The 14270-nt window shown below is 39.6% G+C and carries 15 protein-coding genes and 1 tRNA gene; 9 read left to right on the top strand and 7 right to left on the bottom strand.

What is annotated here, in order from left to right; all coding sequences use genetic code 11:
• Positions 1–88: 88 nt before the first annotated feature.
• Positions 89–652: a YqgE/AlgH family protein gene (locus tag B3P16_RS18730; RefSeq protein ID WP_201639210.1), complete on the bottom strand. Its 564-nt coding sequence runs from the start codon at positions 650–652 to the stop codon at positions 89–91.
• Between the two features lie 153 nt (positions 653–805).
• On the opposite strand from B3P16_RS18730, the gene pdxH reads away from it, so the two are divergent.
• The 5 genes from pdxH (at position 806) to ruvB (ending at position 5289) form a co-directional block, all read left to right on the top strand.
• Positions 806–1459, top strand: coding sequence for a pyridoxamine 5'-phosphate oxidase (gene pdxH / locus B3P16_RS18725; RefSeq protein ID WP_286843856.1), 654 nt, complete (start codon positions 806–808; stop codon positions 1457–1459).
• A gap of 2 nt (positions 1460–1461) precedes the next feature.
• On the top strand, positions 1462–1950 hold the full coding sequence (locus tag B3P16_RS18720; protein WP_286843854.1) for an NADH-quinone oxidoreductase subunit C: 489 nt from the start codon (positions 1462–1464) through the stop codon (positions 1948–1950).
• Positions 1951–1955: 5 nt separating this feature from the next.
• A complete protein-coding gene (locus tag B3P16_RS18715) occupies positions 1956–3152 on the top strand; it encodes an NADH-quinone oxidoreductase subunit D (protein WP_115048667.1) in 1197 nt (398 codons plus the stop codon).
• Positions 3153–3516: 364 nt separating this feature from the next.
• The gene (locus B3P16_RS18710) at positions 3517–4254 is read left to right on the top strand and encodes a polyprenol monophosphomannose synthase (RefSeq protein WP_070564553.1); all 738 of its coding nucleotides are present in this window, start codon (positions 3517–3519) and stop codon (positions 4252–4254) included.
• 12 nt (positions 4255–4266) lie between these two features.
• Positions 4267–5289 (top strand): Holliday junction branch migration DNA helicase RuvB, encoded by a 1023-nt coding sequence (gene ruvB, locus B3P16_RS18705; RefSeq protein ID WP_286769557.1) that lies wholly within the window; start codon positions 4267–4269, stop codon positions 5287–5289.
• 20 nt (positions 5290–5309) lie between these two features.
• On the opposite strand, the gene B3P16_RS18700 is transcribed toward ruvB, so the two are convergent.
• The 3 genes from B3P16_RS18700 to B3P16_RS18690 all read right to left on the bottom strand — a co-directional run bounded on the left by B3P16_RS18700 (position 5310) and on the right by B3P16_RS18690 (position 9858).
• Positions 5310–5852, bottom strand: a complete 543-nt coding sequence (locus tag B3P16_RS18700) for a hypothetical protein (RefSeq protein ID WP_070564232.1) — start codon at positions 5850–5852, stop codon at positions 5310–5312.
• Positions 5853–5859: 7 nt separating this feature from the next.
• Complete coding sequence (locus B3P16_RS18695; RefSeq protein ID WP_286843853.1) at positions 5860–8346, bottom strand: S9 family peptidase; 2487 nt, start codon at positions 8344–8346, stop codon at positions 5860–5862.
• Between the two features lie 87 nt (positions 8347–8433).
• Positions 8434–9858: an ATP-dependent DNA helicase gene (locus tag B3P16_RS18690; protein ID WP_070564226.1), complete on the bottom strand. Its 1425-nt coding sequence runs from the start codon at positions 9856–9858 to the stop codon at positions 8434–8436.
• A gap of 85 nt (positions 9859–9943) precedes the next feature.
• On the opposite strand from B3P16_RS18690, the gene B3P16_RS18685 reads away from it, so the two are divergent.
• Genes B3P16_RS18685 through coaD form a run of 3 tightly spaced genes read left to right on the top strand, consistent with a single transcriptional unit; the run spans position 9944 to position 11749 of the window.
• Positions 9944–10741, top strand: a complete 798-nt coding sequence (locus tag B3P16_RS18685) for a DUF3822 family protein (protein ID WP_201668394.1) — start codon at positions 9944–9946, stop codon at positions 10739–10741.
• Positions 10732–11271, top strand: a complete 540-nt coding sequence (rsmD, locus tag B3P16_RS18680; RefSeq protein ID WP_286843852.1) for a 16S rRNA (guanine(966)-N(2))-methyltransferase RsmD — start codon at positions 10732–10734, stop codon at positions 11269–11271. The genes B3P16_RS18685 and rsmD overlap by 10 nt, the downstream gene beginning before the upstream one ends.
• A 1-nt stretch (position 11272) precedes the next feature.
• Positions 11273–11749, top strand: coding sequence for a pantetheine-phosphate adenylyltransferase (gene coaD, locus B3P16_RS18675; protein ID WP_286843850.1), 477 nt, complete (start codon positions 11273–11275; stop codon positions 11747–11749).
• A gap of 192 nt (positions 11750–11941) precedes the next feature.
• Here coaD and B3P16_RS18670 read toward each other — a convergent pair whose 3' ends face one another.
• Positions 11942–12895, bottom strand: a complete 954-nt coding sequence (locus B3P16_RS18670; RefSeq protein ID WP_070564213.1) for an aldo/keto reductase — start codon at positions 12893–12895, stop codon at positions 11942–11944.
• Between the two features lie 182 nt (positions 12896–13077).
• Between B3P16_RS18670 and B3P16_RS18665 the strand changes: the two genes are divergently transcribed.
• Positions 13078–13157: transfer RNA gene (locus B3P16_RS18665), tRNA-Leu, on the top strand.
• A 205-nt stretch (positions 13158–13362) separates the two neighbouring features.
• On the opposite strand, the gene B3P16_RS18660 is transcribed toward B3P16_RS18665, so the two are convergent.
• Together B3P16_RS18660 and B3P16_RS18655 are read right to left on the bottom strand one after the other, a co-directional pair.
• Entirely contained in the window at positions 13363–13782 is a 420-nt protein-coding gene (locus B3P16_RS18660; protein ID WP_070564210.1) for a c-type cytochrome, read from the bottom strand.
• A 91-nt stretch (positions 13783–13873) separates the two neighbouring features.
• A complete protein-coding gene (locus B3P16_RS18655; RefSeq protein ID WP_115048675.1) occupies positions 13874–14257 on the bottom strand; it encodes a hypothetical protein in 384 nt (127 codons plus the stop codon).
• Between the last annotated feature and the right edge of the window lie 13 nt (positions 14258–14270).

Here is a 14270-nt window from a genome sequence, read left to right as displayed (position 1 = left end):
TGGCAGAAAACCGCCTATTTTGTCATAGGCTCATTCGGTGATTTACGGACTCGTAAAGCAAACTGTCATATAGCGTAAGTCCCTTTCGCTAATTTAGACCTGGGCTCTGTGGGAAGTTGGCGACATGTGCATATTTGGGACCTAATCCAATGATGGCATCCTTCCATAGCAATTCGCCATTACCTTCAAAAATGAGCTGATGGTGGTATTTGTTTTGTACAGCCCAGCTATTTTCTTTGATTTCGCCGTCCAACTGACCAGCAGACCATCCAGAATATCCGATAAAGAATTTTAATTCGTCAGGTTTTATACTATCGGTTTGTATGGCTTCAATAAGCTTTTCTTCATCGCCTCCAAAATAGATTCCAGGAGCCACTTCCTCGCCACTTAGCAGTAAATCAAAACGGCTATGTACAAAAAAAAGACTTTCCTGAGCCACAGGACCACCGACGTAGATGGGGAAATTGCAATTCGGTATAGATTCCAATAATTGGCCTATGCGAACATTTGTTTGATTATTTAGGACAAATCCGAGGGAACCCTCTGTATTGTATTCACATAACAATATCACGGATCTGAGGAATCTAGGGTCTAGCATAAATGGCTCGGAAATCAATAGACTTCCTTTTTGTGGGTTTAGTTCGGTAAACATATAGCGCGAATTTTAATTATTTATTGAATTTAATCTTTTTTATTTAATCTATGCGAGATTTGTGCCAAAATTGAGATTTTGTCAATTTCTACTAACTTTATAGAGAAAAAGCAATGATTTTAGTAAGTTTGTGGGATATAAAAACAGGTTTCTATGTCCATTCAACATAAAGATATTGCAGCAATCAGACAGGATTACGTATTAGGTAGCCTATCTGAATCAGATGTGGATCGTAATCCAGTCCAACAGTTTAAAAAATGGTTTGATGAGGCTATTCACAGCGAGGTAATCGAGCCTAATGCCATGGTGCTTTCAACGGTGTCATCCGATCAATTACCTTCCTCGCGAGTTGTTTTATTGAAGGACATTGTAGCTGAAGGACTGGTCTTTTTTACAAATTATGAAAGCCGTAAAGGGGAGGACATGAAAGTGAATCCGCATGTTGCCATGTTGTTTTTTTGGCCTGAATTACAAAGGCAGGTCCGAATTGAAGGTGTTATTGATTTTGTAAGTGAGGCCGATTCCGATGAATATTTCCAATCGCGCCCAAAAGCAAGCCGTATCGGTGCACTAGCATCCCCGCAGAGCCATGAAATCCCCGACCGTAGTTTTTTGGAAAACAGGGTGGAAGCACTCGAAAACCAATACAATGGAAGCGATTCTGTACCGAGACCGTCACATTGGGGTGGCTATCTGTTGAAACCGATTTATTTTGAATTTTGGCAGGGGCGTGCAAGCCGGCTACATGATCGCATAGTCTATAAAAAGGTGTCGGATTCCTGGAAGATTACGCGTATAGCTCCATAAATATGACATTTGACGAAATTAAATCGATGCTTGTTTCCAAATTTGGAACTCAACTTATTCTTAAAGAAGATCGCAATGGGCTGCAGCCTGCACTATTTATAGATAAAGCAGATATTGTAGCCGTTTGTTTATTCCTCCGGGATACAGAAAGCTTATATTTTGATTTTTTAAGCAACCTTACTGCAGTGGATTATCGAACGCATTTTACCATTGTCTACCATTTAAATTCCTTGCCGTATCAACACAGTTTGGTCTTAAAAGTTGAGTTGTCTGGTCATCGTTCGCTGGATGAACTACCGGAGATTCCTTCGCTTACTTCGGTGTGGCGCACGGCAGACTGGCATGAGCGCGAAGCATTTGACCTGATGGGGATTTATTTTGAGGGACATCCGGACCTTAGAAGGATTTTGCTGCCTGACGATTGGGAGGGCTATCCTTTACGGAAGGATTATGAGGAAGCGGAGAAATATCATGGCATTCATATTAATTGATAGAAATGGCGAATCCAAAATATAAAGAGGCATTACTGCGCTATGAAAAACACCTTACAGAGATCTCAAGTCAGGAAATGGTGTTGAATATGGGACCTCAGCACCCTTCGACACATGGTGTGCTTCGGTTACAACTGATTACAGACGGAGAGATCGTGAAAGAGGTTGTTCCACATTTGGGTTATCTGCATCGTTGTTTCGATAAGCATGCTGAATCGTTGAATTATGCAAAAACAATTCCTTTTACCGATCGCTTGGACTATTTGGCTTCGATGAATAATAGCCATGCTTTCGTTATGGGGGTTGAACGTATGCTTGGCCTTGACAGCAAAATACCTAAAAGAATAGAGTACATTCGGGTTTTGGTCTGTGAACTCAACCGAATAGCATCCCACCTGATTGCTATTGGTACATATGGTATTGATATCGGTGCCACAACGCCATTTTTGTGGTGTTTTCGGGATCGTGAACATATCATGAATATGTTGGAATGGGCCTCAGGTTCCAGGATGCTGTACAACTATATCTGGGTAGGCGGGTTATTTTATGATTTGCCCGTTGGCTTTGAAGAGCGCTGTACAGAATTTATCACGTATTTCAAACCTAAATTGGTCGAACTGGATGAGATATTGACACAGAACCAAATATTTATTTCCCGTACGGCTAAAATAGGTGTACTTCCTGCTGATGTAGCCATAAATTATGGTGTATCGGGACCTATGCTGCGTGCTTCGGGAATAAAATGGGATTTGAGACGCATAGATGGTTATTCTGTCTACCCGGAAATTGATTTCGAGATACCTGTGGGAAAAGGTGAAATGGGGGTAATCGGTGATTGCTGGGATCGTTATAAAGTTAGGGTGGACGAGGTCAAGGAATCGGTTCGCATTGTCGAACAATGCCTTGAACGACTACAGAAAGACTTTAAACGTACGGCCGAATTTGATCCGCGCGCTTTGGTCCCGAAGAAAGTGAATCTGAAAGCTCAGGACTACTATGTCCGTGCTGAAAATCCGAAAGGAGAATTAGGCTTTTATTTTGTCACAAAAGATAAATCAGATATCCCGTTGCGGGTCAAGTCAAGGGGCCCAAGCTTTAATAACCTTTCCGTGATTTCAGAACTTGGAAAAGGGGTGCTGATTGCTGATTTAATTGCGATCCTAGGATCGATTGATATCGTTTTGGGAGAGGTTGATCGTTAGACTGCGGTAGTGTGCATGTTTTATAAACGATTTAGCAAAATAAAATAGATATTGTATTGAAAATGTTGCATAAAAACGCAATTAAATTTGTAATTGAAAGCAATTTTCATCATATTTGCAGTCTCATAATTTAAGTTTATAATTGGTTAATGAAAGCTCGTTACTCCCAAAGTAACGGGCTTCTCTTTTTTATAGTGTGCAATCTATTGATGCTGTGTATTTATGATACTGGTGTGTTGGTTTGAGCTTGAAGGGTTTACTGCCTTTTCTCGCGAGTATTGTTGATTATCCTGTAGATTTCATCGAATTCCTGTACTAGAATTTAACGTAAATGATTACCTTTACTGGTCTTAAATATAAAAAAGTGACGGATAGTTTAGTTATCATTCCAACATATAATGAAAAGGAAAATATTGAAAAAATCATTCGCAAAGTTTTTTCCTTATCACACGCATTTGATATTCTAATTGTAGACGATGGTTCGCCCGATGGGACGGCTACAATCATCAAGAATTTACAGGTTAATGAATTTTCTGGCCGTTTGTTTATCGAAGAGCGAATCGGGAAGCTGGGTTTAGGAACAGCGTATATCCATGGATTTAAATGGGCGCTATCCCGCGAACATTACCGCTATATTTTCGAAATGGATGCAGATTTCAGCCACAATCCAGAGGATTTACTTCGTTTACGGCAGGCTTGTGCGGATGGTGCAGACATGAGCATAGGTTCGCGTTATATCAAGGGCGTGAATGTTGTCAATTGGCCGATGAGCCGTGTGTTGATGTCCTATTTTGCTTCAGTATATGTTCGTTTTATAACGGGAATAAATATCCAGGATGCTACCGCAGGATTTGTTTGTTTCACCAGGGAAGTCCTGAGGACAATCCCACTCGAAAAGATTAAGTTTGTAGGGTATGCTTTCCAGATTGAAATGAAATTCACCGCCATAAAATATGGCTTTGATGTAGTCGAAGTACCCATTATATTCACAGATCGGACCGAAGGCACATCAAAGATGAGCACAAGTATCTTTAAGGAAGCTTTTTTTGGAGTTATCCAATTGAAATTAGGAAGTATCGGAAAGCGGTACAAGAGAAATTAAAAGATCGCTACAATGAACGAGAATTTAGATCCAAATCCAGACCGTCTGAGCAACACAGATCGTGATATTGAACGGGCATTGCGGCCTCAGGCTTTTGAAGATTTTACAGGTCAGGCTAAAATATTAGAGAACCTCAATATTTTTGTGAAGGCAGCCAGGCTGAGAGGCGAGGCGCTGGATCACGTTTTGCTACATGGCCCCCCAGGCTTAGGAAAGACGACCTTATCCCATATCATTGCTAATGAGATGGGTGTTGGCATTAAAATTACTTCGGGACCTGTATTGGATAAACCGGGTGATCTTGCAGGATTATTGACAAATCTCGAAGAAGGGGATGTCTTGTTTATCGATGAGATCCACCGTTTAAGCCCTTTAGTAGAAGAATATCTCTATTCGGCAATGGAAGATTTTAAAATCGACATTATGCTGGAAACAGGGCCGAATGCACGGTCTGTGCAGATCTCCCTTAATCCGTTTACCCTGATCGGGGCAACAACACGCTCGGGGCTTTTGACTGCTCCTTTGCGTGCGCGCTTTGGAATTAATTCACGCCTACAATATTATGATGCAAAACTCCTGACAACTATCGTATTGCGTTCGGCACATATCTTAAACACACCGATTTCTGATGAAGGTGCCTATGAGATTGCACGAAGGAGCAGAGGTACACCCCGGATAGCCAATGCTTTACTGCGCCGTACACGGGATTTTGCACAGATAAAGGGTAACGGAAGCATCGATAAAGAAATAGCGAAATATGCTTTGCACGCGCTTAATGTGGATGAAAATGGTTTAGACGAGATGGACAACAAAATCTTAACGACTATTATAGACAAATTTAAAGGTGGACCTGTCGGTTTAAAAACTGTAGCCACAGCAGTTGGGGAGGATGAAGGTACGATTGAGGAAGTCTACGAACCCTTTCTGATTCAAGAAGGATACATTATGCGGACCTCGCGGGGTCGCGAATGTACAGAGGCTGCTTATAAGCATTTGGGCCGTGTCAATCACTCGAAAGGAAATACATTGTTTTAATCGCGAATAGAAACGATACTTTAACTTTTCTGCTGAATAATTTTATTGGTCCGGCTCATTAGTGCTGGACTCGGTTTTGTTCGTTGAAAATAGCTTATCTGAGCCTGTAACTCCTCATGTATCCAAGGGTACTTTTTTCGTAGGTTATTTAAGATGTCCAGGCAGTTGACCAATACAGCGACAGGACATGCAGGTTCGATCATCCATTGGAAGGAATGCTCGATAATTTCTTCTTCTATCTCATTTTGAAGTGTATATTCTTTATTTTTTTTAGACGTTAAAAATAATAGAATTTTAGTATAACTTCTAAGACAACTCCAGTTTTTTTGTTTTTTTAAATTGTTCAAGAATTGCGGGAGAACAGATTTTAGCAACGCTGTATTCTTTAAAACGATGGTTTCAAATACCCATGCGGCGCGAAAGGCAACCTTTTTATCCTTCTCTAAGGAGATGTTCAGCAGATCAGCCAGGGTTATTCCTTGGAGCATCTCCAAAGAAAAATCCGTTACCTCGAAAGATCTCAAGGTAACGGATAAAAATGCTAATTTTTCATTGTAGGTCATTTAACCGTTATTTTTGTGGTTTTTCTCGATTCATTTCAGTCATGTCAACTTCGTTCATCTTGGAATCACCCAACAGATATTGGCTAAAGTAATCGCCCATTTTCCAGAAGAAATACTCCGTCATATCGCCAAAACCGTGTCTTTGTCCAGGTAATAGCAGGAAATCAAATCTTTTGTTAGCCTTGATCAATGCGTCTACCATGCGAATTGAATTTGCCGGGTGCACATTGTTGTCAATATCTCCGGTAGCGATAAGTAGTCTGCCTTTTAGGTTTTTTGCGAGCTCTGTATTTTTATTGATTTGGTAGGAGAATGTTGTATCGCCTTTAGCCGATACTTTTTCTGTCACCCCATGATGACGCTCACTCCACCAGCGGTTGTAAATCTGATTTTCATGGTTTCCGGCGCCAGACACCGCAACTTTAAAGAAGTCAGGGTAAACAAGCATCGCCGCTGTAGACATAAAACCACCGCCGGAGTGACCAGTTATACCAACGCGGTTAATGTCGATGTATTTATAACGATCTGCGAGCTGTTCCGCCGCTACTTTTTTATCTTCCAAACCATAGTCACGCAGATTGCCATATCCATAGGTATGATACCATTGCGAACGTGAAGGATGTCCACCACGGTTACCAACTGTGATGACGATAAAGCCAAACTGCGCTAGCCTGTCGATTCTGTCCATGCTTCTTCCAAAGGATTTATTGACAGCTTCGGTTTGAGGCCCAGGGTATACATATTCCACAATTGGATAAGTTCTGGTACTGTCAAAATCAAATGGTTTGTACATAACCCCATAGAGATCCGTGGTGCCATCCCCAGCTTTCACTTTAAAAGGTTCTGGAAATTTGTAACCTGCAGCAAATAGCAAGGATAGGTCAGCTTTTTCCAGTGTCATTATTTTCTGTCCATTGCTATTGTATAAGATGGATTCAGGAGTCGTGTTTACTCTGGAGGAATTATTGACAAAATATCGGGAAGATTCACTCATTTCCACTTGGTGGTCAAAGTTTCCTGGATTTAATAATTTAATTCCGGAACCATTTGTATTTACACTGTACTGATGTAGATAATAGGGATCTTCATTTTTCTCACGGCCCGACGCTGTAAAGTATAGTGTTCCTGAAGCAGGGTCTAAACCGGTAATTTCCTCCGTATGAAAAGCTCCTTTTGTAATTTGATTAATCAATTTTCCATTTGTGTCGTAGAGGTAGTAGTGGCCCCAGCCATCTCTTTCCGACCAATGAACTAATTGCTTCTTGTTTTCGATCAGGAATGGTTTTTGAACATCCAAATATACATTGGAACGCTCCTGGATAATATTGTTTACCGTACCATTTATATTGACCTTTAGGAGATCAATCCGTTTGAGGTCACGGCTGGAGCGTGAAATGTAAAACTCTTCGTTATTGCCCAGCCAGTAGTTGGTAAAATAATCCTCTTTATAAGAATTTTTATCCGGGGTTTTTGTCCAGGTAGAGACGGTCTGATTTTTAAACGCAGCTATATTGATGCGGCGTGGAGTTTTTGCTGCCGCGTCGAAGATATATAGTTCAGTTTCTGTCGAATCGACTTCGCCTGGCATTTGGTATTTATAAGTTTCAAGTGTCGGCCGGGATGAGCCAACATTATTGATTACCCATAAGGGCTTTAGAGAACGGTTGTCCTTTCTGGTTAAGGTAAAGTAACGTCCATCCGGAGACCAGCTGATCCATACTCGCTTCCGTTTAGTATCGTTGTCTTTATCTTTTTCCTCACCCGTAGTTGTGCTATATTCATCACCGCCCCAAGCATAATATTGCACCCCGTCCTTTGTTATCTGGTGCTCAACAATGGTGCTGTCTTTTTCATACTTTACCGCTTTAAGATAGTTGGATTTGTCCATCCAATACAAGTTGTAATCTTTCGCAAAATAGACTGTATTGGTGTCAGGCGAGAATGTCGCCCAACCCAATGGCGGTTTTACCTTTGTCGAGTCGCTGATTTCTACCACAGACTGTGCTGCTAAGTCATATTCCAGATAAAATAGTTTCTTTTTGGTGGTATCGGACTTATTCTTGAGCTTTTGTATTTCATCTTTGGATTTTACGGTATCTTTGGTACTCTGAATCTGAAACCTCAATTTTTTCTCATCTTTGGTAAATCGAAGCCCCTGTAATTCCAGATGTTGGGCATCTACAGGATTTTTAACGATTTTAGTAATTTGAGCGGCGAGGTTGTCGTTATTGAAAAGAAGTTCTTTCTTTTTCAGTGCAGGGTTTACAATGTACCAGTTTCTTCCCTGCGGACTTGCGTAATCATACCAAAAGCGATCGGAAAAATTGATCCAATTTGGTTTGATGCTCGTCGAAAAAATCATTTTCTTTAATTTTTCAGGGGAGAATTTTGCAGCCAGCTGATAATTTGACTTTATAGGGGCTTCCTTCGCCTGTTGTGCAGTGCTAACATAGGGCAATAAGCTCGCCGCTAAGATTAAGTAGTACTTATGCATTAATAATATAGATAATTGTATAATAATGGTTCTGAACGTAAAAATATCTATTATTAGGTTCTTTTGCGAATGATTCGTGTAATAATCCTATGATGGATAGAAGTTTTCATTGAAATTGACCAGAAAAAGTTCCTTTGTTGCTCGGGTAACCCCAGTGTATAACCATCTTAAAAATTCAAGATCCAACATATCATCGTTTATATAGCCCTGGTCAACAAACACGATTGGCCATTGACCACCTTGTGCTTTATGGCAGGTAATTGCAAATGCAAATTTAATCTGAAGCGCATTATAATAGGGGTCTTTTTTGATTGCTTCGAGCCTGTCCTTCTTATCCATGATATCGGCATAATCCAAGGCAATCTCTTCGTAGAGAGCTTTTTGGCTTTCATAGGGCAGATTGGGGCCGTCTGTATAGAGGCTATCTAAGATAACGCGGCAGGTGATGGGTTCTATTTCGTCAATGTCTACAAATTCAAGTGTGACATCTGCAAATCGAAATCCATGCTGATCGTGGATGTTACTTACTTTTCGTACTTTGGCCATATCGCCATTTGCAATAAATCCATCGCCCATGTTGTTTTCCTGTAACCAGAAGTAGTTGTTTTTTACAACCATAATATAATCTCCGCCCGTCAGTTCCTCGTCCCGGAACAAAATTCGGTTCCTTATATTTTGGTTGTATAAATTTGCAGATCGATTTGAACGGCAGATAATCATGGTATTTTCGAGTCCATATTTGTCATATGCATAGTTTATACCTTCGATTAACCGTTCACCTGTCATTCTGTAAAGATCTTTAAATCCTTTTGTTATGAATTTTGGAAAAGGGAAGTCGTCTTGATCTTCTTCTGCCGAGGTTATCTCTTCGCGTATTTTGGTTGCATTGTACAATATACCGGAGTCTTTGGATTGGCGGACAACCGTGGTTAGCTCAAAAGGATAAACGCAAAGATGAAATTCACTTTCGAGATAGCTTGGGTTTAAGGCAGGACTATCCAGGAGTCCTACAGGAGGTAATTGAGCCGTATCTCCAACAAATAATAGGGTACAGTTCTTCCCCGATTGTACATAACGGATCAAGTCGTCCAACAGGCTTGCCGAAAATGCATTCACAGGTGCGTTGGATATCATTGAAGCTTCATCGATGATAAATAAAGTGTCTTCGTGCAGGTTCTCCGCCAAGGTGAAATCCAGCTGAAATGATACAGCAGATTTTTTTCGGTATATTTTTTTGTGTATTGTCAGTGCTTTGCGACCAGAATAATAGGTGATCACTTTTGCCGCCCTGCCTGTTGGTGCCAGCAGAACAGCCTTTTTCCGTAATGCAGGCAGCACTTTAACCAGCGCCGAAATTAATGTTGTTTTTCCCGTACCAGCGTATCCTTTAAGTACAAAGCAGGATTGCTTGTCAAAAGCGAGAAGAAATTCTTGCAATAATTCGAAAGCCTCCAACTGCTGTTCGGTGGCTTGCCATGGGAATTGCTGTATTAACAGATTTTTGATGAACACCCTCAAAGTTATTTAAAAGGTTTGTCTTATCCTCTAGAAAAAGCTATTTTTGCTCTAAGAAGTTTTAATTTTTACAATTCAGCGAATGAATTATATTTCAAAACAATTTAATATTCATTATTTACCGGAGTACAATCTTTTGGTCAAGGCTGGCTTTCAGAAGGATGTCTTGGCGGTGGTTGATAAAAAGTCGATCGCACCGATTTTGATCGAGTATCCGTCTGAGGAGCCAATTTTGGATGCCACACGGATTATGAGCCTTCCGTTTCGATTTGTCCGCGTTGTGATACCACATCAAACTTTTACGTTTATTCCAAAAGAATTTTTTCTGAGCGAAAATATCAGCGATTACCTACAGTTTTTAGGTACAACTGATCTTGAAAATACATTTAGCTATTCTTTAGATAATCTTAATTTAGTTGCTGTATACCAGTTTGATGGGCTTTTATTAAATAGGTGGAAGCGGTTGTTTCCTGATGCTGTTATACTTCCCGAATTTGCGGTTGTGCTTGATCGTGCCCAGGAGCGTGTATCTATTAGAGGGAGTGTGCTGGGGCTTCATTTTGTAGCTGAAAATACAGTTGATTTTTATCTGTTTAAAAACGGGGTTTTTCAGCTTTATAATAGTTTTGAAATTCATAATCTTGATGATATCAGCTACTATGTCCTTAATATTTTAACACAATTCAATCTAGGGGACTCCATCAATAAAGTGCTCCTTTCAGGAGAAATTCCAAATGAATCCTATTATAAACGTATCTCTACTTATGCGGGTGATATCGAAATATTGGATTTGAAGACAAAAGTCGTATTGGCGGATAGCGAGATCGAGTCAAATTTGGCCCCATATAATGTATTGTTTGATTCTATACTATGCGAATAATCGGAGGTAGTTTAGGTGGTTTAAGGCTGAACCCACCAACCAATTTACCTGTGAGGCCAACCACGGATATCGCTAAGGAAGCGCTGTTTAATATTTTACAGAACCGACTGGATTTTGATAGTTTAAAGTGTCTGGATCTTTTTGCAGGAACAGGAAATATTAGTTTTGAGCTCGCATCGCGAGATGTGGAGTCAGTAGATGCAATAGATCTTCATTTCAAATGCGTGCAATATATCAATGAAACAGCCGGGAAGATGAAACTGGAGCAAATTAAAGCAAGGAAAGCCGATGTATTTAAGTTTATTGCCAGTTGTAAGGATACCTATGATTTTATTTTTGCAGACCCACCTTATGATATTCCTAAATTGCCACAATTGCCAAAATTAATTTTTGAACAGGAATTGCTGCATGAACATGGGCTCCTTGTTGTTGAGCATCCGTCAACAAGACAAATGGAAGATCATCCAAATTTTATAGAAACTAGAAAATACGGGTATTCATCATTTTCTTTTTACGCTAAGACTATCTAATATGAAAATTGCTGTTTTTCCGGGCTCTTTTGACCCCTTTACATTAGCTCATCAAGATCTTGTTGAGAGAGCAATGCCGCTATTTGATAAAATTATTATTGCAGTGGGCTATAATGCCAATAAAAAAGGAATGTTAGATCATGACGAACGGGTAGATTCAATTAGCCGTGTTTTTAACGATGTGAGTAGGGTTGAGGTGCATAAATATAAAGGTCTTACAGTAGATTTCTGTAAGCAAGTTAAAGCAGGTTTTATATTGCGTGGGCTCCGAAATACCAATGATTTTGAATTTGAAAATGCAGTTGCTCAAAATAATTTGTTGCTCAATAATGATGTTGAAAGTTATTTTTTAATGAGTAGATCTGGAAAGGCTCATATTTCTTCATCCATTGTTAGAGACGTGTGGTTTAATGGAGGAGATATCAGTGCGATGGTGCCTGTTTCCATTTTATCCTTGCTGAATGAAAAAATAAGATAAGTTGCCTCGGGCTGAGAAAAAGTTGTTGAAAAACAGGCGTTTATATTCGTTATCTAAATCATCTGTTTTCTTTATTTTAGAACAGCTCACTTTCTCCTATACGGTATAGCCAAATATTATTTGGTAACTTGATTAGTATATTTTTAATGTTCTTATTTTCAATATACTAGATTGTTTTTTTGTGCTTTTGGTCTAGTAATCGCTTGCTTGGTTTAAGAGGTAATACTCTTCCGGTGTCAGCTTGATTTCTACAGCTCTGCTAAGTTCTTCGAGCTGCTGGATACTAGTTGCACTCACTATAGGCGCTGTAACTGAAGGCCTGTGTAAACTCCAGGCTAACGCTATAGCGGACATGCTAGCTTGTTGTGTATGTGCTATCTCAGCCAAAACATCTAAAATGCGCAGGCCGCGGGTGTTAAACTTGTCTTTTAGTGCGTCATAACGCTTGGCACCTTTGATGTCATCAATAGAGCGGTATTTACCCGACAGGAAACCACTGGCAAGTGAATAATAGCTGATGACGCCAAGATGATTATCGAGGGCCAATTGTTCATACTGCTCTTCGTATTTCATCCGGTCGTAAAGGTTATATTCGGGCTGAATAGCGATATAATACGGTAAATTGTGGTCTTCGGCTATACGAAGGGATTCTGAAATCCGTTCTGGACTTAGGTTGGAAGCACCGATCCATTTTATTTTTCCATTCTGTATCAGGTTATGATAAGCCTCCAGTGTTTCATCGATTCCAGTTGTCAGATCATCGTGATGAGATTGATAAAGATCGATTGTGTCTACATTCAATCGCAGGAGTGAATCTTCCACAGATTTAATAATATACTCTTTTTTAAGATTAGGTTTACTATTGTCTATTCGACGTCCGCCGACTTTTGTTGCAATCTGAATTTTATCGCGAATATCTCTTTTGCTGATCCATTTGCCAATGATTGTTTCTGATTCTGACCCACTGTGTCCCGGCACCCAATGTGAATAGTTGTTGGATGTATCAATAAGACTGAATCCCATATCGATAAAAGCATCTAACAGGGCGAAAGATTGTTTCTCATCGACGGTCCAGCCAAATACATTTCCACCGAAAACAAGAGGTTTGAATTCAATTTCACTGTTTCCGAGTTTTACTTTTTCCATAATCATTTGATTGTTTTCTGATTAAAAATACGTAAAAAAGGTCGTTTTCAATCGTTCTATAGGGAAATGAAAAGTTTTTTTAAAATTTTCTCATTCATTTTCAATGAGTTTTAAAAATGATCAGTATAGTGATTTGGAATAATAAAAACTTTACTTACTTTTGCATCATCCCAAACGGATATGCCCGGATGGCGGAATTGGTAGACGCGCTGGTCTCAAACACCAGTGGGAAACCGTGCCGGTTCGACTCCGGCTCCGGGTACTAAAGCTTCTCAATCGAGAAGCTTTTTTTATTTACTGACTATTTTTTATACTTAGCTTAGCGTAGTTTCGCGCGGTTCCTTATTCATTTCCAAAATGAATGGTCTTATTCTTCTGGTTCTAAAACTTTTTTCCATTAAAATGTAATAGAAATAAAAAACACCACAATACAGCGTATTATGGTGTTACATGAATATGTGGTTTGATTAGTTTTTTGCTAAGACCATTTCTGGTTCTTCTTTTCCGCCATGACAGGTTTTACAGGAAATAGCTTTGGCAGGCGAGCTATCCCAGCTTCGATTAAAATACTTTTTGTTTATCTTTTGGGTCATCTTAATCATCGCTCGTCCAATCTCTTTTTTGTGGTTATCATCACTCGCAAAATCCATTTTTTTGGGATCTTCCTTCGACGGTGCATGACAGAAACCACATTTTACACCCAATGCGACATTAAATTCCTTCATAGTGGAAATCAATTCATCGTGGGAGATATTTTTGGGAAGAACTTTGAGATTAGTCGGTTTTGGTTCTTCTTTAGGTTTTTCCTGTTGGAAGCTAAATGCACTCAAAGCAATGGCAATAGCAAACACAGATGCAATTGCACCTAATTTATTTATTTTTTTCATTTCTCTTTTCCTTTATGCTTACCTAAATATAGGGAGAAAGAGATAATTTTCAAACAGAAAATGAAGTTAATATGACAATTTAGATCGATTATTATTTACGTACTGCATTATCCACAACCCAAGATTGGCTATTAGATTGATAATTAATTTTCAGCAACTTTCCTTCGATCTTCACGTCTTTTAAGAGTGTTGTATCAGTAGACGTCCAAGTGCTATCATTGGTTTTATCAAATCGAACGCCTGTAATATTTGGGATGCCTGTGAAAAACTCAATTTTATAGGTATCGGTACCATCACGAAGCACCCGTATCAGGCGATTATCCCGGTCCACTTCAATGGAATTGCCTTGGTATTTAACACGACCGATAAAGCTGCCGGAAGCGTCCGCAGCACCACCTGTATTTTCATTTTTTTTACACGAGATAAATAAGATAACGAATAAAACGGACGAGACTAAAGGCTTAAACAACTTCATGTGTGTAATTTTT

The sequence above is a fragment of the Sphingobacterium sp. UBA7631 genome (assembly GCF_002483935.1).
In the GTDB taxonomy this organism is placed as follows: Bacteria; Bacteroidota; Bacteroidia; order Sphingobacteriales; family Sphingobacteriaceae; genus Sphingobacterium; species Sphingobacterium multivorum.
This window is presented reverse-complemented; position numbering and strand designations above follow the sequence as displayed.